Origin of the sequence: Mesorhizobium amorphae, assembly GCF_014843845.1 — a bacterium.
Lineage (GTDB): Bacteria > Pseudomonadota > Alphaproteobacteria > Rhizobiales > Rhizobiaceae > Mesorhizobium > Mesorhizobium amorphae_A.
In genome coordinates, this window is sequence record NZ_JHQS01000131.1 from 58,714 (window position 1) to 79,585 (window position 20,872).

Consider the following 20,872-nt stretch of genomic DNA (forward strand, 5'->3'; position numbering starts at 1 on the left):
CCAAACACGTTCGTGCAACCTGCGGGCCATTCCGGGGACGTTACGCGCTCGCAAGCGGTGGATCCGCCTAGATGCAAACGGGCGCCTATCCCGAGCCGCAACACGTGGTCCCCATCACCGACGAAGAGTTCTCGACCTGCAGGGCGGCGCTGGGCCTCTAGCGATGACTGCCTAGACTTTTCTCGCTTCCTTCATGTTCGGAAGAAACACCGTCAGCAGGCCGAGGAAGGGCAGGTAGGAGCAGATCTGGTAGACGAAGTCGATGCCCTTCATGTCGGCGACGACGCCGAGCACGGCGGCAGCGATGCCGCCCATGCCGAAGGCGAAGCCGAAGAAGATGCCGGCAATCATGCCGACCCGGCCCGGTACCAGCTCCTGCGCGAAGACGACGATGTTGGAGAAGGCCGATGACAGGATCAAGCCGATCAGCACGGTCAGCACCATCGTCCATTCGAAATTGGCATAGGGCAAAGCCAGCGTGAAGGGCAGCACGCCAACGATCGAGAACCAGATCATCGCCTTCTGGCCGTAGCGGTCGCCGAACGGGCCGCCGAGCAGGATGCCCAGCGCCGAGGCGCCTAGGAACAGGAACAGCATGACCTGCGACATCTGCACCGAAGCACCGAATTTATGGATGGCGTAGAAGGTGTAGTAGCTGGAGATCGAGGCGATGTAGGCGTTCTTGGTCAGCACCAGCAGGGTCAGCACGGCCAGCGCTGCCATCACCTTGCGGCGCGGGAAGGGCGAGACGAAGCTTGCCGCCTTGCGGTTGGCGAGCGTGGCGCGCAGCCGGCTGTACCAGCCGCCGACCCGCCACAGAACGATGATGCCGATCAGCGAGCCGACGGCGAACCAGGAAATGCTGGTCTGGCCGAAGGGCACGACGATGAAAGCGGCGAGCAGCGGCCCCATCGCCTGGCCGAAATTGCCGCCGACCTGGAACAGCGACTGGGCAAGACCGAAGCGACCGCCGGAGGCAAAGCGGGCGATGCGCGAGGATTCCGGATGGAAGATGGCCGAACCGATGCCGATCAGCGAGGCGCCGATCAGCAGCAGCCAATAGTGGCCGGCATGGGCGAGCACGATCAGGCCGATCAGCGACGAGGCCATGCCGTAGGGCAGCGAATAGGGCATCGGCCGCTTGTCGGTGATCGCGCCGATCATCGGCTGCAGCAAGGATGCCGTCACCTGGAAGGTGAAGGTCAAAAGGCCGATCTGCCAGAAATCGAGGCCGTAATTCTCCTTCAGCAACGGATAGATGGCCGACAGCAGCGATTGCATGATGTCGTTGATGCAGTGGCAGAAGCTCACCGCAAGGATGACGGTGAAGGCCGTCGATTGCGCCGAAGTGTGGCTGGCCGTCGCAGGTGTGGCGACGGCGGTGGCAGTCGTATCGGTCAAGGCATGCTCCGTGGTCTTCCAGCGGGCCGCAGGCGGCCCTTGTAGGTCGGTTGCCTTATAATCCGGTTGATCGGCGACTTCTTTCGTGGTTTGGTCCAATAGTTTCGCAAGTGGGCCATAGCCGATGCCGCATGGCAGGGAGATATTCAGGGGCGACGCCGCCGAATTGGGGCGCCTGCACCAGAGCCGCTGGCAGTGGCTGGAGCAGGCCGTCGGGCCGGCGGTGGCGCTGCCGACCGAGTATCCCGACGGCTACCACGTGCCGCAGCATTCCCACAGCCGCAGCCAGCTCTTGCATGCGCTGGTCGGCGTCGTGCTGGTGACGACCAGGCATGGGCGCTGGATGGTGCCGCCCGACCATGCCATGTGGATCCCGGCCGGCATCGAGCATTCCGTCGAGATGCTGGGCGATGTCAGCATGCGCTCGGTCTATGTCATGCCTGACGCCATTGCCGGGCTGCCGGATGGACTGCGCGTCGTCGGCATCACCGACCTGATGCACAGCCTGATCGTGGAATCGGAAAAGCTGCCGCAAGGTGCTGAGCTGGAAGGGCGCGGCGGGCTGATCATGGGCCTTTTGCTGCATGAGATCCCGAACCTGCCGGAACGGCCGCTCGGCCTGCCTTTTCCTTCGGACCCGAAGCTGGCAGCACTGTGCCGGCGTTTTGTCGCGGCACCCTCGCCACATGCGACGATCGACGAATGGGCCGACATCGTCGGCATGAGCAGGCGCTCGTTCACCCGTGCCTTCCATCGGCAGACCGGGCTGTCGCTGTCGACATGGCGCCAGCAGGCTTGCCTGTTCGCGGCGCTGCCGCGGCTGGCCGACGGCGAGCCGATCACCAGGGTGGCGCTCGATCTCGGCTATGACAGCGTGCCGGCCTTCATCACCATGTTCAAACGCATGCTGGGCGCCTCGCCGCGCGGCTACATGCGCGGCGCGCGCGATGCCGGCGAAGGTATGCGGCGGCTAAGCGGTCCCGCCAGGCCGGAGAGTGCGACGGTTTAGTCGAACAGGCTCGATACCGATTCCTCGGTCGCCGTGCGCGAGATCGCTTCGCCCATCAGGTCGGCGATCGAGATGACGCGGATGTTGGGAGCGTCGAGCACGCCTTGCGTCGGCTGGATGGAATCGGTGATCACCAGCTCCTGCAGCTTCGAGCCGCTGATGCGGGCAACGGCGCCGCCGGACAAGACGCCGTGGGTGATGTAGGCGGTGACGCTGGTGGCGCCATTGGCAAGCAGCGCATCGGCTGCATTGCACAGCGTGCCGCCGGAATCGACGATGTCGTCGATCAACAGGCAATCTTTGCCGGCGACCGCGCCGATGATGTTCATGACCTCGGATTCGCCTGGACGTTCGCGGCGCTTGTCGACGATGGCGAGCTGGGCGTCGAAACGCTTGGCTAGCGCGCGGGCCCGCACCACGCCGCCGATATCGGGCGACACGACGACCACATTGGCGAGCTGCTTGTATTTCGCCTTCACGTCGCGGGCCATCACCGGCACCGAGAACAGATTGTCGGTCGGGATGTCGAAGAAGCCCTGGATCTGGCCGGCATGAAGATCGAGCGTCAGCACGCGGTCGACGCCGGCGCGGGTGATCATGTTGGCGACCAACTTGGCCGAGATCGGCGTGCGACCGGAGGCGCGGCGGTCCTGCCTGGCGTAGCCGAAATAGGGGATGACCGCGGTGATGCGCTTGGCCGAGGAGCGCATGAAGGCGTCGATCATGATGAGCAGTTCCATCAAATGATCGTTGGTCGGGAAGGAGGTCGACTGCAGGATGAAGACATCCTCGCCGCGCACGTTCTCCTGGATCTCGACGAAGATTTCCTGATCGGCGAAGCGCCTGACGCTGGCCTTGCCCAGCGGGATGTTGAGATAGCGAGCGACCGCTTCGGCCAGCACCCTGTTGGAATTGCCCGCGAAGAGCTTCATGCACCGTTCCTGGCGAAGGATGGAGAGACCCGACAGACTCTCATGAGCCTCTTAAGCGGGCTTTTAGCGGCCCGTGCCGGTATTGCAAGTCTCGTGATCGGGAATCCGCCGGCTAATCTCAAGAAAGACCTGCCCCCGAGGAAAGCCTGCAACAGCTCACCCGGCTTGCCCGCCGAGCCACGCGGCAAACTGGTCGATCGTCTGGTCGGCGATCCCCTGCATGGTCGCCGGAGCCACCGCTGTCCAGCCTTCGCCACCCTTGACCGAGGGCGCCTTCTGCTGGCCGTTGATGCGATGCAGCCGGTTGCCGGCGGGATCATAGACGTCCCAGACATAGATGACGGTGGTGTCGCTGCCTTCCGACATTGTCGAGAAATAGCCCTTCAGCACATGCGTGGCGGTCTGGTCGGTGCTGCCGGCGAGCGTGATGCCGCGCTGCCTGGCGCGTGCCTGAAGCTCCGCCGTCAGCGGCGTCGCGGCCTCGACGGAGGCGCCGACGATCGGTGCGACCTGTAGCCGCGTCTTCGACAGGGCGGCGCTCTGGGCCGGCGAGACAGGCGTGGATCCAGCCGGAGCAGCCGGAGTTGACGAAGGTGGTGCCGGGGCAGGGGCGGCGGCCGTGGTGCTGCCCGATGTGGCCGGCCCCGATGTGCCTGGCAGCGTCTGCGCCGATGTCGTCGGCGGGGTGATGGCCGAGGGTTCGAGCACGTCCTTGGCATTGGTGCAGGCAGACAGCGCCAACGCCAAAAGCAATGACACGGTCGTCACATGCGATCGTCTCATTTGCCTGACAACTCCTTGGCGACGTTTGCCCTGATGAACGCGCCCCCCTCTCATTATGGATTCACTGCACGATCAAGTCGAGATCATGGCGGGAGAGCGGCTTCGGCTGGGATTCGGTGGTCAGGTAGGTGCGGCCAAGCGTCATCGCCGTCTCGGTTTCGGAGTCCATGATGATGATGTGGGAAAACAGCGTCATGTTGGGCGCGATCGGCTCGGGATTGCCCTGGTAGAACATCGGCATGTCCATCCAGGACGGGGTGAAGCGCGCGCCGACGGAGTAGCCGCAGGCGTTCAACCGGTGCTTGGTCAGATTGTGCGCCTCGAGCGTGCGGGCGTGCGCGTCGAAGACGTCGCCGAAGCTGTTGCCGGGCGTCATTGCCTTCTCCACCGCCAGAAGTGCCGCATGCGCGGCATCGAACAGCTCCTGATGGCGCTTCGACACCTTGCCGGTCAGCACGGTGCGCATCATCGGGGCATGGTAGTGGTGGAAGACGCCGGCCCATTCGAGCGTCAGCTGGTCGTTCTTGGTCAGCTTGCGGCGCCCGGACTTGTAGCGGCAGAGCAGGGCGTCGATACCCGAGCCGATGATGAACTCATTGGCCGGATAATCACCACCGCCGGCAAAGATCGCGCCTTGCATGGCGGCGAGGATCAGCGCCTCGTCGCCGCCCTGCTTGATCAGCGGCAGGGCCGCATCGAGCGCGTCGTCAGACAGGTTCGCGGCCTTTTCCGCCTTGGCGATTTCGGCCGGGCTCTTGAACAGGCGCAGCCGGCTGACGATGCCCGAGGCATCGGCGATCTGGCCGAAGGTCTGCAGCTGCTCGTCGAGGCGCCGGCCATTGTAAGCGGTCAGGCCATGGGTGTCGTATTCGACGCCGATGCGGGCGCCGAGCAGGTCGAGTTCGTTGAGCAGGTTGCGCAGGTCGATCGCCGGATTGGCGCCGTCGCGGTCGGTCCATAGCACGATGTTGTCTATGATCGAGGTGTGGCGCGCCTGGCGCAGGTCGGCCGAGCGGGTGAGCAACACCATCGAGCCGTCGGCTTTCACCACCACGCACTGGAAGAAGCAGAAACCGAACGTGTCGTAGCCGGTGAGCCAGTACATGCTCTCCTGCGCGAACAGCAGCACGGCGTCGAGCTTCTTCTCGGCGAGCTCGATCATCAGCCGGTCACGCCGGGCGTCAAATTCCGAGCGTTCGAAATGCAACGCCATCACTCATTCTCCAAGACAATTGCTGAAACCTGTCGTCCGTAATCCGCTTCCTTGCGGTGCGTGGTGCGCCGGTAGGAGTAGAAAAGGTCTTCCTCGGCGTAAGTGCAGCGGCCGAGCCCCTCGGCCTGCACGCCGGCCTTGCCCAGCCGGTCGACCGTGTAGAGGTTGAGGTCGAACATCGCATGGCCAGTCTTTGCCGAAGGTGCGAAATAGCGCGCATTGCCGACGTCTGCGTCGACGAAGCGGGCGACGAATTCCGGCCCGACCTCGTAGTTTTCCGGACCGATGGAGGGGCCGAGGACGGCGACCATGCGTTCGCGGCGAGCCCCTAAGCCCTCCATCGCGGAAATCGTGTTCTCAAGCACGCCGGTGAGTGCACCTTTCCAGCCGGCATGCGCGGCGCCGATGACGCGCGCCTCGGCGTCGGCGAACAGGATCGGTCCGCAATCGGCCGTGGAGGCGCCGACGGCGATGCCCGGCCGGTCGGTGACGACGGCATCGGCCTTGGGCCGCTCGCCGGGGAAGGGCTCCCTGGCGATGACGACATCGGGCGAGTGGATTTGATGCGCGGTCAACAGATGGTTCGCCGGCACGCCCATCCAGTCGGCGACGCGACGGCGGTTTTCACGCACCAGCGCCTGGTCGTCGTTCGAACCCGTGCCGATGTTGAGGCCGCGGTAAATGCCGCTAGAGACACCGCCAATGCGGGTGAAATAGCCGTGGCGGATGCCTTGCGCTTTCGCCTCGTCCAGCAAGGGCGACCGAACGGGATCCGGTTTGGTCTGATTCAGCATGGATGGGTTTGTTGTCCGCGCGGGCGATTTCGTCAAGGCGAAGTTCGGACAGGTGGCATGACCCAGATGCCGGCTATGAGCCGTATCCCGGTCAGCAAGCGCTCGTTTTCGGCTGAATTTTCAACACTTTGAACAGCCCGCCCATCGCGTCTGGTCCGGCCAGGCGTTCGACGGCGTCGGAAATCGCCTGCCGCGCTTGCTCATCGGCGTTGGCGCCAAGCTGGCCGGCGCGCTCGACAAGGCCCATGCCGAGCAGGAAGTCGCCCTGCGTCGTCATCTGCGCATCGAGGCCGTGCGCCCGAACCGTCGCTGCAAGGGCGGCGAAGTCGACATGGGCGGTGAGGTCAGCCTCGCCCGGATTGGCCAGCACATTGTCGTGATCATGCTTGCGCAAGGCCTGCAGCGTGTCGCCGACGCCGGGTCTGAGATGGCCATAGTCGATGAACAGGCCGGCGCCGCCCTGTCCAGCGATTCTTTCGGCGATGGCCGCCATCAGCGCGCTGCGGGCCGGCGCCACCTCGACAACAGATCCTTCCGGCGCATCGGCGGCGTCACCCGGCAGCAAGGACGGGTCGATGGAGCCGGCGCCGGCGAAGAAGCGCAAAGCATCCGCCTCGTCGAGGCCAACCATCCGTTCGCGCCAGCCTGCGCCGGCGCGGATGAATTGCCGGATGGGAACGGCATCGAACAGTTCATTGCCGACGATGAGCAGGGGCGCCTTCGGCAGCGTATCGATGGTTTCGTGCCAATCCAGCCTCACCGATTGGCCTGAAAGTGTCTGTTTCTGGATGCCGGTCAGGCGCGGGCTGGTTTCGATCATGGCGAAGGAGGCGTCGGCTACGAGTGCCGCATCGAGTCGCGAAAAGGCCCGCAGCATGTCCTTCATCAGCGTGCCGCGGCCGGGGCCGATTTCAGCGATGGTGACCGGCATTGGCCGGCCGGTCGCCTGCCAGGCCTGGTAGAGCCAGACAGCGACCAGTTCGCCGAACATCTGGCTGATTTCCGGCGCGGTGACGAAGTCGCCGCCCGCACCGAAAGGTTCGCGTGTCGTGTAGTAGCCGTCCGCAGGGTCGAAGAGGCAAAGCGCCATGTATTCGTTGACGGGGATCGGCCCCAGTGCGCCGATCAGGTCGACGATGCGGGCTTTCAGCCGCGTCATGCCGGCTGCGGCTGCGTGACCGGCTTTGCGGTTACCATCGCCCAGATGCCGGCCAACACCATGGGCGTGGAAAGGATCATGCCCATGGTCAGCCAGTTGGTGCCCAAGAGATAGCCGAGCTGCTGGTCGGGTTCGCGGAAGAATTCGACGAAGATGCGCGACAGGCCGTAGCCGCAGATGAAAGCGCCACCGACGAAGCGCGGCGTCTTCAGCTTGAGCCTGGAATGGGTGAGGATGCGCAGCACGAGGAACAGCACCAGGCCTTCGAGCAGCGCTTCGTAGAGCTGACTAGGATGGCGCGAAAACGGCCCGCCATTGGGAAATTCGACCGCCCACGGCACGTCTGTCGGCCGGCCCCAGAGTTCGGAGTTGATGAAGTTGGCGACGCGCACAAGGCCGAGGCCGACCGGCACGCCGGCCGCTACGACGTCGAACAGCGACCAGGTGCGGATGCCGCGCTTGAGCGAAAACAGCGTCATGGCGAGGATGACGCCGAGCAGGCCGCCATGGAACGACATGCCGCCCTGCCAAACGGCAAAGATGTCGAGCGGATGGCCTATGTAGCGCGGCAGATCATAAAACAGCACATAGCCGGTGCGGCCGCCCAGCACGACGCCGATGGCCGCCCAGACGATGAAATCGTCGAGATCCTCGGGCTTCATCGGCAAGACGCCGTCCGGCCACAGCCTGGTATTGGTGACGAGACGCTTGGCGTACCACCAGGCGAAGAGAATGCCGACGATATAGCCGACGCCATACCAATGCACCGCCAGCGGCCCGATCTGGACGATGACCGGGTTGATGTTGGGAAAGGGCAGGGAGGCCAGCGGCAGCAGGAAATATTCGCTCAACAGGGTCTCCAAGGGTGCGGTCACGTTCGGGCGCGGACCATGCGGCAGGGTTTTGGCAGGGTCAAGGCAAGGTGGAGGTTGCCCTAGTTGTCGCTGATGGCGGACTCAACCCTGCGGCTTGCCGGCGACCATTTGCCTGAGGGCGTCATTGATCCTGTCCTGCCACCCGGGACCATCTTCCTGAAAATGGTCAAGCACGGCTCGATCGATCCTGATCGAAACAAGCTCCCTGACGTTCGGTGCAGCCGAGGGCTCGCGAATTGGCGGCGCCGGCTTTTTGATCGGCTTGAAGGCGGCTTCTGCGGCTGCCATCGGATTTGTCGGTCGGCGCGGAGGCGTTGCCATTGGTTGAACCCTGATTGAGAGCGACTCGTTGCTTGACGCAAGTCGAACTACAATAGGCGACGTGGCGCCATCACGTACAGGCCAGCCTATCGAGGTGCAATGCCGCACCAGCTTCAACGTTCTTGCATTCCGCGTGCGCCGCCACTACGTCAATTCGAACAAGCGAGGATTTGCCATGTCGACGGGACCGAACCGCATTCTCGATGAATTCGCCAAGTTGATGACGGACGCCGCCGGGGCCGCTCAGGGGGTTCGACGCGAAATGGAGACCGCCTTCAAAGGGCAGGCCGAGCGCATCCTGAACTCGATGGACGTGGTGCAGCGCGAGGAATTCGAAGCCGCGCGCGAGATGGCCGCAAAGGCGCGGGAAGAGAACACCCGCCTTGCTGCGCGCATCGAAGCACTGGAGGCGAAGCTTGCCGAATTGACCGGACATGCCGCACCGGCGGCGGCGGCAAAGCCCAGATCAAAAAAATAATCTTAAACTTTTCCACAAAGCACGATCCGAAAAAGCGCTTTGCCGTGAATCGCTTACCGGCATTGCATGAATCTTTGTGACAGCGCCTTTCCACATGCGAATGACGCAGTGCGAAAAATTGGGCTGTTCACGCGACTCCCGATCAATAGACTGAATTTGTTGCATGATTCGGAGCAGGGTCATGCGCCGGGCGGTGGGGTCCGGTCTGGGGTCTTTGCGTTTGAGAAGGTCCTGGCCGTCCGAGTTCTAGACAAGATTGTTCGTCGTGTGTGCCCCGCGGAGCGTGCGGCGCTCCCCTGAACACAGGAAGCATTCCATGGAACTTCTCGAACTCGAATTCTCCCGCGAAATCCACCCGGTGGATGTCATCGAGCAGGTGGCGCATAACAATGACTGGTCCTTCGAAAGGGCAGGCGACGACGAGATTTCGATTTCGGTAGCCGGCAGCTGGACCGACTATCATGTCTCATTCTCCTGGATGGAGGATTTTGAGGCGCTGCATCTGGCGTGCGCCTTCGATATCAAGGTGCCGGAGGCACGCGCGCTCGAAGTGATGCGGTTGTTGTCGCTGATCAACGAGCAGATGCTGTTCGGCCATTTCGACCTCTGGGAGCAGGAAGGCGCGATCATGTTCCGCCAGTCGCTGCTGCTGGCCGGCGGAGTCGAGCCGTCGAGCCAGCAGGTCGAAGTGCTTTTGTCGTCGGCGCTGGAAGCCTGCGAATGCTATTTCCAGGCGTTCCAGTTCGTCGTCTGGTCGGGAACCTCGGCCAAGGACGCGCTCGCCGGCGTGTTGTTCGAGACCTACGGAAACGCCTGAGCCGAATGAGTTCGAGCAACGCACGCAAGCCCGAGATCAGCTTTGCCGATTTCGACCGTGTCGACATCCGCGCCGGCACGATCATCGAGGCCGAGCCGTTTCCCGAAGCACGCAAGCCGGCGTTCAAGCTGAAGATCGATTTCGGTCCGGCGATCGGGGTGAAGAAATCCTCCGCGCAGATCACCAAATACTATGCGCCGGAAACGCTGATCGGCCGGCAGGTGTTCGCGGTGGTCAATTTCCCACCGCGCCAGATCGGCCCGTTCATGTCGGAAGTCCTGACGCTCGGCTTTCCCGACGAGGAAGGAGCCGTGGTACTCGGCGCCATCGAGCGCAATGTGCCGGACGGCGGCAGGTTGTTTTAGGCGGCCAGCTTCCGCGTCGTCCCCAGTGCTTCCTCGACCGTATCGAGAAACATTTCCGCGCAGGCCTTCCAGCTGTAACGCATGGCGCGTTCGCGCGCTTCGGCGCGGTCGACATTGAGGGCGGCGAGTGACGCCTCGCGCAGGTCGTTCGACACCGCGCCGCCGACGCCGTCGCCGACGATGTCGATTGGCCCGGTAACCGGATAGGCGGCGACCGGCGTGCCGCTGGCTAAAGCTTCGATGATGACGTTGCCGAACGTGTCGGTGCGGCTCGGAAAGACGAAGACATCGGCCGAGGCATAGATCTCGGCCAGTTCGTCATTCGGGCGGTGGCCGAGGAAATGCGCGTTCGGATAGCGCGCCTTGAGCTTGGCCAGTTCCGGCCCTTCGCCGACGACGACCTTGCTGCCGGGCAGTTCGAGGTCGAGGAATGCGGTCAGGTTCTTTTCGATCGCGACGCGGCCGACGCAGAGGAACACCGGACCGGGAAAGCCCAGATCCTTGCGCTTTTCCGGCCGGAAATGATCGGTGTCGACGCCGCGCGTCCAGGGCCTCAGCTTGTTGAAGCCGCGTGCCGCCAGATCATCGGCAAGCGACTGGGTGGCGACCAGGGTGCCTTGTCCTGAATTGTGGAAATCGCGCAGCCAGCGATAGGTCCAGCTTTCGGGGACAGGCAAGCGCGCGCTGAGATATTCGGGAAAGCGCGTGTGGTAGCTGGTGGTGAAGGGACGGCCGGCATTGCGGCAATAGCGGCGGGCCATGATGCCCAGCGGACCTTCGGTGACGATGTGGATGTGGTCGGCCTTGCGGGCCTCGATCAGGCGCGCGACATGGCCGGGAGTCGTCAGCGCCAGCCTTATGTCGGGATAGGTCGGCAGCGGCAAGGTGCGGAAGATGTTCGGAGTCAGGAAGCCGACCTCGACGTCGAAGGATTTCAACGTTTCGGTGAGCCGCTCCAGCGTGTGGACGACACCGTTGACTTGCGGGCGCCAGGCGTCGGTGACCATCAATATGCGCATGGCGGCCCTTTGCTGGAAAGGTCGTCGTTTGCCTTGATACGATGCCGGAACGGCGACCATGCGGCAGCCCTCGCTTCGCTCCAGCGCACCCGGACGGGCACGGCGTCGAAGTGAGGCGTCAGAGCCGAATCAATTGAAATCGCGCGCTTCATGCGCGCTCTTCACCATGGTTTCATGACGGGCGGATGAAGCCCCCTTGCCCGCAGATCATGCGGGAACCGTTATGACGGCGCGCAGACCGCCGAGCGGACTGTCTTCCAGCGCGATGTCGCCGCCATGGCTGCGGGCGATGTCGCGGGCGATGGAAAGACCGAGGCCGGTGCCGCTGGCGTCGAGGTTGCGCGCCTGGTCGAGCCGCAGGAAAGGCTTGAACACTTCCTCGCGCTTGTCCGGCGGAATGCCCGGCCCATTGTCGTCGATGGTGACGACCAGCGAGCCGCGGCCATGGTTGGCATTGATCTCGACGGTCTTGGCGTAGCGGAAGGCGTTGCCGATGACGTTGGACAGCAGGCGGGCAAATGCTTTGGGCCGCACATGCACGTCGGGATCGCCGACAAGCGTGGTCGACAGCTTGCATTTGCGCAGCGCGGCCTCCTCGCCGAGCTTCTGGAAATAGGCATCGAGATCGAAACGGCCGGGGTCTTCCGAGGCCTCGCCGCGGGCAAAGGCGAGATAGCCTTCGAGCATCGACTGCATGTCGTCGATGTCCTGGTCGAGCGCCGCCTTGGTTTCGGTCTTGCCCCCGGCCAGCGCCAGCTGCAGCTTGAAGCGGGTGAGGATGGTTCTGAGATCATGGCTGACGCCGGTCAGCATGGCGGTGCGCTGCTCGATCTGGCGTTCGATGCGCTCGCGCATCTGGATGAAGGCAAAGCCGGCGCGGCGGACTTCCTCGGCGCCGCGGGGGCGGAAATCGCGCGGCATCGGCCGGCCCTTGCCGAAGCTCTCGGCAGCTTCGGCAAGCGTCAGGATCGGCCGGATCTGGTTGCGCAGGAAGGGAATGGCGATCATCAGCAGCACCAGCGAGGTGCCGACCATCCAGATCAGGAAAATGTGGGTGTTCGAGGCGTAGGCCTGGCTGCGACGCACGAAGACGCGCAGCACCTTGCCCTCGAGCTGGATGCGGACTTCTACGATGTTGGAATTGCCGACGGTGTCGATCCAGTAGGGACGGTTGATCTGCCGTGTGATCTCGGCCGAGAGGATCTCGTCGAGGATCGAGAAGAACGGTTTCGGGCCGGGCGGCGGCAGCGGATCTGGCGGCAGCAGGTCGACCTTCAGCTGCATCCTGTCCTGGGCGATGCGGATGATGTTGGCGTAGTCGGCATCGTGCGGATAGGTCTCCATCATGTCGATGATGGCGGCGATGTCGCGCACGGTCGCCTGCGACAGGCGCTGCGTCACGGTCTGCCAGTGGCGTTCCATGAAGACGAAGGCGACCACCGACTGCAACAGGATCATCGGCGCGATGACGATGATCAGCGAGCGGGCATAAAGCCGCTTCGGCATGTAAAGGGCAACGAGGCGCCAGAACCGGTTCCAGGCGCGCGGCATGGCTTTCAGTTTTCGCATCAAGCGATCACTGAAGCCGCCAATTCCCGGCCTTTCCAGTTGCGTGGTCGCCATTCGCCCTTTTCACTCGTCCGCAGCCAGTCGGGCCGCAGGCGGCACTCTATTCCACGCTGAGCCGATACCCAATACCGCGCACCGTCTGCAGCCAGACCGGGTTGGACGGATCGCGCTCGATCTTGCGGCGCAACCGGTTGATCTGGACGTCGATGGTGCGCTCGCCGACTTCCGAATCGTCGCCGACCAGTTCATGGCGCGGGATCGTCTCGCCGGCCCGCGCCGCGAAGATCGCCAGGATCTCCTGCTCGCGGTCGGTCAGTTTCAGCGCTTCGCCGCCACGCTTCAATTCGCGCCTGGCGATCTGGAAAGTATAGGGGCCGAACACCAGCTGCTCGACCTTTGGCGTCGTCGCCGGGCCGCCGCGGCGCAGGATGTTGTTGATGCGCAGGATCAGCTCGCGCGGGTCGAACGGCTTCGGCAGATAGTCGTCGGCGCCGGCCTCGAGCCCGGTGATGCGGCTGTCGGTCTCGGACAGCGCGGTGAGCATGAGGATCGGCACGTTCTTTTCCGCTCGCAGCGCTTTGGTGAGATCGACGCCGGTTTCGCCCGGCATCATGACGTCGAGCACAAGCAGGTCGAAATCGAGACCGGCAAGCTTTCGCCTGGCCTCGCCGGAGTTTCCGGCGACGGTGACGCGAAAGCCGTTCTCGGACAGGTACTGCTTCAGCAGGTTGCGGATACGGGTGTCGTCATCGACCACAAGCAGATGCGGCGCGTCATCGTCCGGTGCAGTCGGATGATCAACCCTCTCAATGGTCTCCATGGCTCTTCCCCGATATTTTCGCAGGCACAATGTCAATCTGCGCTCTTAGTTCCGGATTGACCATCGCTTCCAGGAAGCGTTCGATCGAGGCGCGTTCGTTGGTTCCGGAATCCTCCAATGCAGCACGGATGCGGCGTGACTGTGGCCGCGCCAGCGCCAGCGCCAGCGCGCGGCCCTTGGCCGTCGGGTAGAGTTCGCGCTGGCGGCGGTCGCGAGGACCCTGCAGCTGGACGATGTGGTCGGTGTCGATCAGCTGCTTGAGCACGCGCGCCAGGCTCTGCTTGGTGATCTTAAGCACGTCGAGAAGCTCGGCCACCGTCAGGCCCGGCCTGCGGTTGACGAAGTGCAGGACGCGGTGATGGGCGCGGCCAAAGCCATAGTCGGCCAGGATCTGATCGGGATCGGAAGTAAAGTCACGATAGGCAAAGAAAAACAGTTCGATGATAGCGAAGTCAATGCCGTCCTCGTCGGTGATCGCCGTCCTGATCGGTTTTCCGGCTGCGGGGCTTCGATCCGTCATCTCGTCTCCATGCGAAGGGGAATTATGTCAGTACTATTGACGCAATTTCCCGGCAATGGTAATTTTTGACAAGCTTTTCGGCGGATTGCGAACGAAAAGGCAAGAGGATGCCGTTTTTCCGGAACTTCCTGAGTTTGCCAGAGCTTAAATATCCGCTTACGCTTTGAGAACCCGGTCGCCCGGTGCGGCTGACACGAAACACACAACGATACAACGATATGCGGGGTGGCACCCGCGGGAGGTTATCATGGCATCCGTTCCTTTTGACCAGTTGGACGGCTTCATCTGGATGAACGGCGAGTTCGTCAAATGGGCCGACGCCAAGGTCCATGTGCTGACCCATGGCCTGCACTACGCCAGTGCCGTTTTCGAGGGCGAGCGCGCCTATGGCGGCGAGATCTTCAAGCTTACCGAACATACCGAGCGCCTGCATGAATCGGCGCGCCTGCTTGGCTTCAAGATACCTTATTCGGTCGCCGAACTCGACGACGCCTGCCGCACGCTCTTGAAGAAGCAAGGCTTTCAGGACGCCTATGTGCGCCCGATCGCCTGGCGCGGCAGCGAGCAGATGGGCGTCTCGGCGCAGAACAACCGCATCAATTGCGCCATCGCCATCTGGCAGTGGCCGAGCTATTTCGACCCGGCGCAGAAGCTGAAGGGCATCCGCCTCGACATGGCGGAATGGCGCCGCCCCGACCCGCGCACCGCGCCGTCGAAATCGAAGGCCTCCGGCCTGTACATGATCTGCACCATGTCCAAGCATGCAGCCGAGGCCAAGGGCTATGCCGATGCCATGATGCTCGACTGGCGCGGCCAGGTCGCCGAAGCAACCGGCGCCAACATCTTCTTCGTCAAGGACGGCAAGATCCACACGCCGAAGCCCGATTGCTTCCTCGACGGCATCACCCGGCGCACGGTCATCGGCCTTGCCAAGGATCGTGGGATCGAGGTGATCGAGCGCGTCATCATGCCGGAAGAACTCGAAGGCTTCGAGCAGTGCTTCCTCACCGGGACGGCGGCTGAAGTAACGCCCGTGGCGGAGATCGGACCCTACCGATTCGAGGTCGGCGAAATCGCCAAGTCATTGATGAATGACTATTCTGCTGCAGTGCAACCGAAGCATGCGATTGCTGCAGAATAACGAAAGTCACAGCTTTTTTGTCAAGCAGGGGCGGTTTTCGAGCCGCCCCTTTTATTTCAGCATCTCTGCATTTGACTTTCATTCATTTCAGCGTCTCATGATGGCGTCGGCCCGGGAGGCTGACAGTCATGGAGGGACTGGAAATATGGACATGAACACGCTTCTTCCGATCATTGTTCAGGTGATTACGGGTATCATCGGTGGTCAGGCGGTGGGCGCGGCGCTCAAGCAAGCGGCGTTGGGTCAGCTTCCCAAAATCCTGGGCGGCGCGATTGGCGGTGTCGGCGGCGCGGCCATCCTCGGCAGCCTGCTGGGCGGCGGTACGGTCGATCCGGCAGCGGCGGCGGCGGCAGCGGGCGGATTGGGCAGCGCGTTGAACCTGGAGAACATCGTCGGCGGCGCTGGCGGCGGCGCCATCCTGACCGGCATCATCGGCGCGGTCATGAATGCGATGAAGAAGTAAGCCTCGAGACATCAGGCTTTTCGCATGGGCGGCTTCGGCCGCCCATTTGTTTTTCGGCCAATCGAGATGGCCGCCGGCGGTAGACGCGGTTCGCATGTGGCTCTACATCAGAGCCGGTTTCACAAAGCTGGAGTTTGTTGCGCGTCCGAGAGGATGCCGCGCTCCAATGCAGCGAAAGGTCAAGCATGGGTCAGCTCAATGCCGGTATCGTGCCGGTCACGCCCTTCCAGCAGAACTGCACGATCCTGTTCGACATGGACGACAAACAGGGCGTCGTCGTCGACCCGGGCGGCGACATCGACAAGGTGCTGGCGGTGCTGAAGGACAATGCGATCACCGCCGGTGCGATCTGGATCACGCACGGCCATATCGATCATGCCGGCGGCGCGATGGAGTTGAAGGAGGCGCTCGGCGTCGACATCATTGGCCCGCATGAGGCCGACCGCCCGCTGCTCGCCAATCTGGAGAACCAGGCAAAGCGCTTCGGCATCACCGATGCCGTGCGCAATTGCGTGCCCGACCGTTTCCTCACCGAAGGCGAGACCGTGTCATTCGGAGCGCATTCGTTTGAAGTCCTGCATTGTCCGGGTCATGCACCTGGCCATGTCGTCTACTACAACCGTGCGGCCAAGTTCGCCCATGTCGGCGACGTGTTGTTTCGCGGCTCGGTCGGGCGCACCGATCTGCCTGGCGGCGACCATGCGGCGCTGATCGCCTCGATCAAGGAGAAGCTCCTGCCGCTCGGCGACGACATCGGCTTCATCTGCGGCCATGGTCCGGGTGGCCGCTTCGGCGAGGAGCGGCGGACCAATCCGTTCTTGACCTAGGATGTGCTGATATTCAGGTGATGCCGGCCTGCGAACGGCGGCTTCCTGCGCTTCCGGTGCTCACCTACCCAAAAGTACGCTCCGCTCCGGTTCTCGGAACCCACCAGTCTCAACTCGGCCTGACCTGAATCTCAACACACCTTGGCGGCTCGAAGCCCACAAGAAAAAGCGCCACCCGTGGGCGGCGCTTTTGGTTCGACACAGAAAATCCACTTCAGTTGGCGACGCAGAAATGCTGATCGCCGTCATAGCCCGTAAACGTGCCGGTGCGGGAATTGAAGCTCCGGTAGCGGTCCGAACAGTATTCGTACCAGGCACGGGTCCACGGTTCGGCGTAGCGGTCGGCATAGACGACACGCGGCTGTTCCACATAGTAGCGGCGAACCGGCGCCGGCCGCACATAACGATAGTCATAATCGTCGTCGTAGTAGCTGTAGCGGGGCTGCGGGTTGCTCAGCGCGCCCGCGATCAAGGCGCCGGCCGCAAGGCCGACAACGCCGGCGGCGAGGGCGTCGCCATCGCTGTGGTGGTGGCGGCGCCAGCGCCAGTCATCGGCATTGGCCGCCGGCAAGGTGGCCAATGTGGTCGCGGCGATGCCCGCGGACAGGATGGCGGTCTTGAGAATTCGGTTCATTTCGGTCTCCTTCGTGCCGGCCCGGGTAATTTCAGGGGATGCGGACCGGTTTTAGCGAAGATTATTGGAAGACCGTGGCTGAACGGGGGCTGAACGAAAATTCGCCGGATGGATCAAAACGCACGCGTCAAACCACATGTCGGGCGGGAGTGGACCCGCCTCATCAGCCTCCGTCCGATCTGTCCTGAGCCGGCTTAGCCGATCGACAAATTGACGGCCTTCGGACCCTTGCCGCGCTTGTCCGGCTCGGTGTCGAATGTCACTTTCTGCCCATCCTCCAGACCGGGAAGACCCGACGCCTGCACGGCCGAAATATGGACGAAGACATCCTTCGCGCCATCGTCCGGCGTGATGAAGCCGAAGCCTTTGGCATGATTGAAGAATTTGACGGTGCCGGTCTGCGGCATGGGAAGCTCCCTTTGATCCCATAAACTCCAGTCTCGGGCCGGCAAATGCCCGAATGGAAATTTGTCCTTTATTTTAGCGCTATCGGCAAGAGAAAGTTTTTGCACGCGCCGGCAAGCATTTAGCGGCATGGAAAAGGCGCGACGGGTGACCGTCGCGCCTTCAAAAACTCAATCCCGGCCTGGAAGCCGGTTCATGACCTTGCAGCTTGCTTCGCTGGTCCGCGTGGACGAACGCGGGTCAGACGGATCAGGCAGCGCGGAGATTGACCGCCTTCGGGCCCTTGCCCATGCGGTCGGGCTCGACGTCGAAAGTGACCTTCTGGCCGTCGACCAGCGTGCGCAGGCCCGAAGCCTCGATCGCCGAAATGTGGACGAACACGTCCTTGGCGCCGCCATCGGGCGTGATGAAGCCGAAGCCTTTGGTCGCGTTGAAGAATTTAACGGTGCCGGTCTGGGCCATTGGGGAAACTCCTTCACCCGTGTCAGTCTTGTGGTTTGCCCGCCGCCTGGCGCCGTGGGCAAGTCCCGGTGGTTGCTTCGGCAGTCATGCATTGGCGCATGGTCAAACCCCCCGCCGAAAACGGGGCCGTCAGAGATTCACAGTATCGGGGAAAGGTCGTCCAAAACGTTCCGCTCTCCGGGTCGCAAATGCCCGAACACAAAATTTATCGCACGGAAACGTGATGGTTGCAAGACAGGGGCCGCGAGGCACCCCGATGGGCGCATCGCAACGCAAGGCTTCGATAGACCTGGCCTCTGGTCCGGTCATCGGCCAGAGCCTGTTCGCGCATGGTCCAGAGCGAGCGCCATGGTGCCTGGGGCTCCACGAATGACGCTCCATGCGTTTGCGACTTACGACAAACGGGGGTTGCAATTGGCAGGGGAATGACGAGGATCGGCAGGCGTGTTTTGCGTCGTGACGGGGGCTGATTTTGCACATGATGCTTCCGAACCTCCGGTTCGGGGTCATGCGCCGGGAGATATTCATGAAATTTCTTGCGACGTTATTCTCGCGACAGGGTTTTGCTCTCCTGTTCCTGTCGGCACTTCTGGCGGCCTGTACCGTGGTGGTGGACGAGGGGCCTGGTCCGCGCCCGCGCCCACCAAGGCCGGAGCCGCAATTCTGCACCAGGGAATATGAGCCGGTCTGCGCACGTCGTGGCGGCGACCGCCAGACCTTCGCCAATGCCTGCCTTGCCGATCGGGCCGGATACCGCATCGTGCGCGATGGCCCATGCCGCGATGGCGGCGGCGGTGGTGGCGGCGAGGAGCAGACATTCTGCACCCGCGAATACGCTCCCGTCTGCGCCCGCCGTCGAGGCGAACTGCGCACCTTCCCGAACCAATGCGAGGCTCGCGCGGCGGACTATCGCATCGTCGGCGACGGCCCGTGCTGAACGACGCAGGATCTCGCCATCCTGCAAGCGTCCGCAAACAGGCGTCCCCATCTCTCCGTTTGGCGGGGAGATGGGCGCGACCTGCCCGCCAGGTGTCATGACCCGCGCGGCAATGTCCGTGCGTCTTGAAACTGCCGGCCGTATGGCTTAGGTCCGGCTGGCGGACAAACACGGCAGGTTTCCCATTAACAGAGATCAGAGAAGAGCGGCGGGCGCGGGCGCCAGATCGGGTTCCGGAGGGCAGCCGCCCACGGTGCTCGACCGGTATGTGCAGCAGGCGCTGCAGCTGCACCAGACCGGGCGCCGGCAAGAGGCCGAGACGCTCTATCGGCAGGTGCTGGCGCAGAAGCCGAACCATGCCGCCGCGCTGCATTTCCTCGGGCTTTTGCTGCATCAGACCGAGCGAAGCGAGGAAGGGCTCGATCTCATCGAGCAGTCGGTGACCCTGCAGCCGAAGAATGCCGACTTCCTCAACAATTTTGGCACGGTCATGCGCGACCTTGGCCGTGTCGCTGCTGCCGTCGATTTCTTCCGTGGCGCAGTGGACATCCGGCCAGACCAGCTTGCGGCGCGCGACAATCTCGGCTCGGCGCTGAAGCAACTCGGCCAGTTCGAGGGCGCGGAGGAGATCTATCGCGGCACCATCGGCCGCAATCCCTTCCATGTGCGGGCTCGCATTGGCCTTGCCGAAACGCTGCAGGAGGCCGGGCGGCTGGACGAGGCGATTGCCCTGTTCCGCGAGTCATTGTCGATCAGGCCGAAGGATGCAGAGCTGCTCTACGGGCTCGGCGTCGCCATGATGGAGAAGGGCAAGCTCACGGAGGCCGCCGACCTTGCCCGCCAGGCGGTGGCGATCGCTCCCGCCATGGCGAAGGCCTGGCTTCTACTAACGCAGGTCAAGCGCCAGACCGAGCGCGACGCCGAACTTGCCGGCATGGAGACCGAGCATGCCAAGGCGCAGCCGGGCAGCCTGGCGCGCATGCAGCTGTCCTTCGGCCTCGGCAAGGTCAATGACGATCTCAAGGACTACGGCCGCGCCTTCGACTATTTCGCCGAGGGCAATGCCATCCGCCGCCAGGGCATCGACTACGATCCGGTGCGGACGCGCGACGAATTCGAGGCGATGAAGGCCGTCTTCGACAAGGCCTTCTTCGAAAAGCACCAGCCCAGCAACATTTCGGACGACGCGCCGATCTTCGTCGTCGGCATGCCGCGCTCGGGCACGACGCTGGTCGAGCAGATCATCGCCAGCCACCCCCAGGTCTATGGCGCCGGCGAGCTCAGCATCCTGAAGACGGCGGTCGGCAAGCAGTTTCCGATGAGCATGCAAGGCGGCTTTCCCTGGGGGATCGCCGATATACAAGACAAGGCCTTCGCCGAGGCGGGGCAAGCCTATCTCGACATGCTGCACGCCCGCTATCCCGGCTTCCGTCACGTCACCGACAAGATGCCCGGCAACTTTCTGCTGGTCGGCTTCATCCATCTGATGCTGCCGAAGGCGAAGATCATTCATTGCGCGCGCGATGCGGCGGCGACGTGCCTGTCGATCTACAAGGTGCATTTCCGTGGCGACAGCCATCGCTACGGCTACGATCTCGGCGAGCTTGCCGACTTCCACAACCTCTACACCGACATCATGTCGCATTGGCGCACCGTGCTGCCGGGCGTCGTGCACGATGTGCGCTACGAGGATTTCGTCGCCGACCAGGAAGGCCAGACGCGGGCGTTGATGGCCCATCTCGGCCTGCCTTGGGACGATGCGGTGCTGTCGTTCCACGAGACCGACCGTCCCGTGCGCACGGCCTCTGCAGCGCAGGTGCGCCAGCCGATGTACCAGGGGTCGGTCGATCTGTGGAAGCGCTATGGCGATAGGCTGAAGCCGCTGCTGGACAAACTCAGTTAGGGTGCGTCGATCTCGACCCACCCTA

The 20,872-nt window shown here is 63.2% G+C and carries 24 protein-coding genes; 9 read left to right on the top strand and 15 right to left on the bottom strand.

Features of this window, described 5'->3' with window-relative positions:
• Positions 1-171 precede the first annotated feature (171 nt).
• Positions 172-1,401 carry an MFS transporter gene (locus DH08_RS35280; protein ID WP_192183797.1) on the bottom strand — a complete coding sequence of 410 codons (1,230 nt, stop codon included), beginning with the start codon at positions 1,399-1,401 and terminating at the stop codon, positions 172-174.
• A 124-nt stretch (positions 1,402-1,525) separates the two neighbouring features.
• On the opposite strand from DH08_RS35280, the gene DH08_RS35285 reads away from it, so the two are divergent.
• Positions 1,526-2,410, top strand: a complete 885-nt coding sequence (locus DH08_RS35285; RefSeq protein WP_192183798.1) for an AraC family transcriptional regulator — start codon at positions 1,526-1,528, stop codon at positions 2,408-2,410.
• Here DH08_RS35285 and DH08_RS35290 read toward each other — a convergent pair.
• The 7 genes from DH08_RS35290 to DH08_RS35320 form a co-directional block, all read right to left on the bottom strand.
• Positions 2,407-3,342 (bottom strand): ribose-phosphate pyrophosphokinase, encoded by a 936-nt coding sequence (locus tag DH08_RS35290; RefSeq protein ID WP_006202540.1) that lies wholly within the window; start codon positions 3,340-3,342, stop codon positions 2,407-2,409. The two genes, DH08_RS35285 and DH08_RS35290, sit on opposite strands and share 4 nt — an antisense overlap.
• 156 nt (positions 3,343-3,498) lie before the next feature.
• Positions 3,499-4,125 (bottom strand): hypothetical protein, encoded by a 627-nt coding sequence (locus DH08_RS35295; protein ID WP_192183799.1) that lies wholly within the window; start codon positions 4,123-4,125, stop codon positions 3,499-3,501.
• A 61-nt stretch (positions 4,126-4,186) separates the two neighbouring features.
• A complete protein-coding gene (locus DH08_RS35300) occupies positions 4,187-5,338 on the bottom strand; it encodes a M24 family metallopeptidase (protein WP_192183800.1) in 1,152 nt (383 codons plus the stop codon).
• A complete protein-coding gene (gene pgeF / locus DH08_RS35305; RefSeq protein ID WP_192183801.1) occupies positions 5,338-6,132 on the bottom strand; it encodes a peptidoglycan editing factor PgeF in 795 nt (264 codons plus the stop codon). The genes DH08_RS35300 and pgeF overlap by 1 nt, the downstream gene beginning before the upstream one ends.
• A gap of 91 nt (positions 6,133-6,223) precedes the next feature.
• Positions 6,224-7,291 carry a class I SAM-dependent methyltransferase gene (locus DH08_RS35310; protein WP_192183802.1) on the bottom strand — a complete coding sequence of 356 codons (1,068 nt, stop codon included), beginning with the start codon at positions 7,289-7,291 and terminating at the stop codon, positions 6,224-6,226.
• On the bottom strand, positions 7,288-8,142 hold the full coding sequence (gene lgt / locus DH08_RS35315; RefSeq protein WP_192183803.1) for a prolipoprotein diacylglyceryl transferase: 855 nt from the start codon (positions 8,140-8,142) through the stop codon (positions 7,288-7,290). Before lgt ends, DH08_RS35310 begins: the two co-directional genes overlap by 4 nt.
• A gap of 105 nt (positions 8,143-8,247) precedes the next feature.
• Positions 8,248-8,487, bottom strand: coding sequence for a BrnA antitoxin family protein (locus DH08_RS35320; protein WP_192183804.1), 240 nt, complete (start codon positions 8,485-8,487; stop codon positions 8,248-8,250).
• 175 nt (positions 8,488-8,662) lie between these two features.
• Between DH08_RS35320 and DH08_RS35325 the strand changes: the two genes are divergently transcribed.
• The 3 genes from DH08_RS35325 to DH08_RS35335 all read left to right on the top strand — a co-directional run bounded on the left by DH08_RS35325 (position 8,663) and on the right by DH08_RS35335 (position 10,147).
• Positions 8,663-8,965: an accessory factor UbiK family protein gene (locus tag DH08_RS35325; protein ID WP_192183805.1), complete on the top strand. Its 303-nt coding sequence runs from the start codon at positions 8,663-8,665 to the stop codon at positions 8,963-8,965.
• A gap of 316 nt (positions 8,966-9,281) precedes the next feature.
• Positions 9,282-9,782, top strand: coding sequence for a type III secretion system chaperone family protein (locus DH08_RS35330; RefSeq protein ID WP_006202532.1), 501 nt, complete (start codon positions 9,282-9,284; stop codon positions 9,780-9,782).
• A gap of 5 nt (positions 9,783-9,787) precedes the next feature.
• The gene (locus DH08_RS35335) at positions 9,788-10,147 is read left to right on the top strand and encodes a tRNA-binding protein (protein WP_192183806.1); all 360 of its coding nucleotides are present in this window, start codon (positions 9,788-9,790) and stop codon (positions 10,145-10,147) included.
• Here the strand turns inward: DH08_RS35335 and DH08_RS35340 are convergent.
• The 4 genes from DH08_RS35340 to DH08_RS35355 form a co-directional block, all read right to left on the bottom strand.
• Complete coding sequence (locus DH08_RS35340; RefSeq protein ID WP_192183807.1) at positions 10,144-11,166, bottom strand: glycosyltransferase family 4 protein; 1,023 nt, start codon at positions 11,164-11,166, stop codon at positions 10,144-10,146. The two genes, DH08_RS35335 and DH08_RS35340, sit on opposite strands and share 4 nt — an antisense overlap.
• Before the next feature lie 207 nt (positions 11,167-11,373).
• On the bottom strand, positions 11,374-12,789 hold the full coding sequence (locus DH08_RS35345) for an ATP-binding protein (RefSeq protein ID WP_192183808.1): 1,416 nt from the start codon (positions 12,787-12,789) through the stop codon (positions 11,374-11,376).
• 46 nt (positions 12,790-12,835) lie between these two features.
• Positions 12,836-13,555 (bottom strand): response regulator, encoded by a 720-nt coding sequence (locus tag DH08_RS35350; protein ID WP_006202527.1) that lies wholly within the window; start codon positions 13,553-13,555, stop codon positions 12,836-12,838.
• Positions 13,542-14,075 (bottom strand): MarR family winged helix-turn-helix transcriptional regulator, encoded by a 534-nt coding sequence (locus tag DH08_RS35355; protein ID WP_006202526.1) that lies wholly within the window; start codon positions 14,073-14,075, stop codon positions 13,542-13,544. Before DH08_RS35355 ends, DH08_RS35350 begins: the two co-directional genes overlap by 14 nt.
• Before the next feature lie 247 nt (positions 14,076-14,322).
• On the opposite strand from DH08_RS35355, the gene DH08_RS35360 reads away from it, so the two are divergent.
• The 3 genes from DH08_RS35360 (at position 14,323) to DH08_RS35370 (ending at position 16,506) form a co-directional block, all read left to right on the top strand.
• Positions 14,323-15,216, top strand: a complete 894-nt coding sequence (locus DH08_RS35360) for a branched-chain amino acid aminotransferase (protein WP_120014682.1) — start codon at positions 14,323-14,325, stop codon at positions 15,214-15,216.
• Positions 15,217-15,361: 145 nt separating this feature from the next.
• On the top strand, positions 15,362-15,679 hold the full coding sequence (locus DH08_RS35365; protein WP_120014681.1) for a hypothetical protein: 318 nt from the start codon (positions 15,362-15,364) through the stop codon (positions 15,677-15,679).
• Positions 15,680-15,864: 185 nt separating this feature from the next.
• Positions 15,865-16,506: an MBL fold metallo-hydrolase gene (locus DH08_RS35370; protein WP_192183809.1), complete on the top strand. Its 642-nt coding sequence runs from the start codon at positions 15,865-15,867 to the stop codon at positions 16,504-16,506.
• Between the two features lie 214 nt (positions 16,507-16,720).
• Here the strand turns inward: DH08_RS35370 and DH08_RS35375 are convergent, their stop codons facing one another.
• The 3 genes from DH08_RS35375 to DH08_RS35385 form a co-directional block, all read right to left on the bottom strand.
• A complete protein-coding gene (locus DH08_RS35375) occupies positions 16,721-17,140 on the bottom strand; it encodes a BA14K family protein (RefSeq protein ID WP_192183810.1) in 420 nt (139 codons plus the stop codon).
• A gap of 194 nt (positions 17,141-17,334) precedes the next feature.
• A complete protein-coding gene (locus DH08_RS35380) occupies positions 17,335-17,547 on the bottom strand; it encodes a cold-shock protein (protein ID WP_006202521.1) in 213 nt (70 codons plus the stop codon).
• 247 nt (positions 17,548-17,794) lie between these two features.
• Positions 17,795-18,007 (bottom strand): cold-shock protein, encoded by a 213-nt coding sequence (locus DH08_RS35385; RefSeq protein ID WP_006202520.1) that lies wholly within the window; start codon positions 18,005-18,007, stop codon positions 17,795-17,797.
• Positions 18,008-18,533: 526 nt separating this feature from the next.
• Here DH08_RS35385 and DH08_RS35390 point away from each other — a divergent pair.
• Together DH08_RS35390 and DH08_RS35395 are read left to right on the top strand one after the other, a co-directional pair.
• Positions 18,534-18,944 carry a Kazal-type serine protease inhibitor family protein gene (locus DH08_RS35390; protein WP_192183811.1) on the top strand — a complete coding sequence of 137 codons (411 nt, stop codon included), beginning with the start codon at positions 18,534-18,536 and terminating at the stop codon, positions 18,942-18,944.
• Between the two features lie 268 nt (positions 18,945-19,212).
• Positions 19,213-20,847, top strand: coding sequence for a sulfotransferase (locus tag DH08_RS35395; protein WP_192183874.1), 1,635 nt, complete (start codon positions 19,213-19,215; stop codon positions 20,845-20,847).
• Positions 20,848-20,872 lie beyond the last annotated feature (25 nt).

What these genes read in the sequence shown, in the direction of transcription:
- DH08_RS35285 (WP_192183798.1), top strand. Translation starts at nt 1,526, where the DNA reads ATGCCGCATGGCAGGGAGATATTCAGGGGCGACGCCGCCGAATTGGGG.
- DH08_RS35290 (WP_006202540.1), bottom strand. Translation starts at nt 3,342, where the DNA reads ATGAAGCTCTTCGCGGGCAATTCCAACAGGGTGCTGGCCGAAGCGGTC.
- DH08_RS35295 (WP_192183799.1), bottom strand. Translation starts at nt 4,125, where the DNA reads ATGAGACGATCGCATGTGACGACCGTGTCATTGCTTTTGGCGTTGGCG.
- DH08_RS35300 (WP_192183800.1), bottom strand. Translation starts at nt 5,338, where the DNA reads ATGGCGTTGCATTTCGAACGCTCGGAATTTGACGCCCGGCGTGACCGG.
- pgeF (WP_192183801.1), bottom strand. Translation starts at nt 6,132, where the DNA reads ATGCTGAATCAGACCAAACCGGATCCCGTTCGGTCGCCCTTGCTGGAC.
- DH08_RS35310 (WP_192183802.1), bottom strand. Translation starts at nt 7,291, where the DNA reads ATGACGCGGCTGAAAGCCCGCATCGTCGACCTGATCGGCGCACTGGGG.
- DH08_RS35320 (WP_192183804.1), bottom strand. Translation starts at nt 8,487, where the DNA reads ATGGCAACGCCTCCGCGCCGACCGACAAATCCGATGGCAGCCGCAGAA.
- DH08_RS35325 (WP_192183805.1), top strand. Translation starts at nt 8,663, where the DNA reads ATGTCGACGGGACCGAACCGCATTCTCGATGAATTCGCCAAGTTGATG.
- DH08_RS35330 (WP_006202532.1), top strand. Translation starts at nt 9,282, where the DNA reads ATGGAACTTCTCGAACTCGAATTCTCCCGCGAAATCCACCCGGTGGAT.
- DH08_RS35335 (WP_192183806.1), top strand. Translation starts at nt 9,788, where the DNA reads ATGAGTTCGAGCAACGCACGCAAGCCCGAGATCAGCTTTGCCGATTTC.
- DH08_RS35340 (WP_192183807.1), bottom strand. Translation starts at nt 11,166, where the DNA reads ATGCGCATATTGATGGTCACCGACGCCTGGCGCCCGCAAGTCAACGGT.
- DH08_RS35345 (WP_192183808.1), bottom strand. Translation starts at nt 12,789, where the DNA reads ATGGCGACCACGCAACTGGAAAGGCCGGGAATTGGCGGCTTCAGTGAT.
- DH08_RS35350 (WP_006202527.1), bottom strand. Translation starts at nt 13,555, where the DNA reads ATGGAGACCATTGAGAGGGTTGATCATCCGACTGCACCGGACGATGAC.
- DH08_RS35355 (WP_006202526.1), bottom strand. Translation starts at nt 14,075, where the DNA reads ATGACGGATCGAAGCCCCGCAGCCGGAAAACCGATCAGGACGGCGATC.
- DH08_RS35360 (WP_120014682.1), top strand. Translation starts at nt 14,323, where the DNA reads ATGGCATCCGTTCCTTTTGACCAGTTGGACGGCTTCATCTGGATGAAC.
- DH08_RS35365 (WP_120014681.1), top strand. Translation starts at nt 15,362, where the DNA reads ATGGACATGAACACGCTTCTTCCGATCATTGTTCAGGTGATTACGGGT.
- DH08_RS35370 (WP_192183809.1), top strand. Translation starts at nt 15,865, where the DNA reads ATGGGTCAGCTCAATGCCGGTATCGTGCCGGTCACGCCCTTCCAGCAG.
- DH08_RS35375 (WP_192183810.1), bottom strand. Translation starts at nt 17,140, where the DNA reads ATGAACCGAATTCTCAAGACCGCCATCCTGTCCGCGGGCATCGCCGCG.
- DH08_RS35380 (WP_006202521.1), bottom strand. Translation starts at nt 17,547, where the DNA reads ATGCCGCAGACCGGCACCGTCAAATTCTTCAATCATGCCAAAGGCTTC.
- DH08_RS35385 (WP_006202520.1), bottom strand. Translation starts at nt 18,007, where the DNA reads ATGGCCCAGACCGGCACCGTTAAATTCTTCAACGCGACCAAAGGCTTC.
- DH08_RS35390 (WP_192183811.1), top strand. Translation starts at nt 18,534, where the DNA reads ATGAAATTTCTTGCGACGTTATTCTCGCGACAGGGTTTTGCTCTCCTG.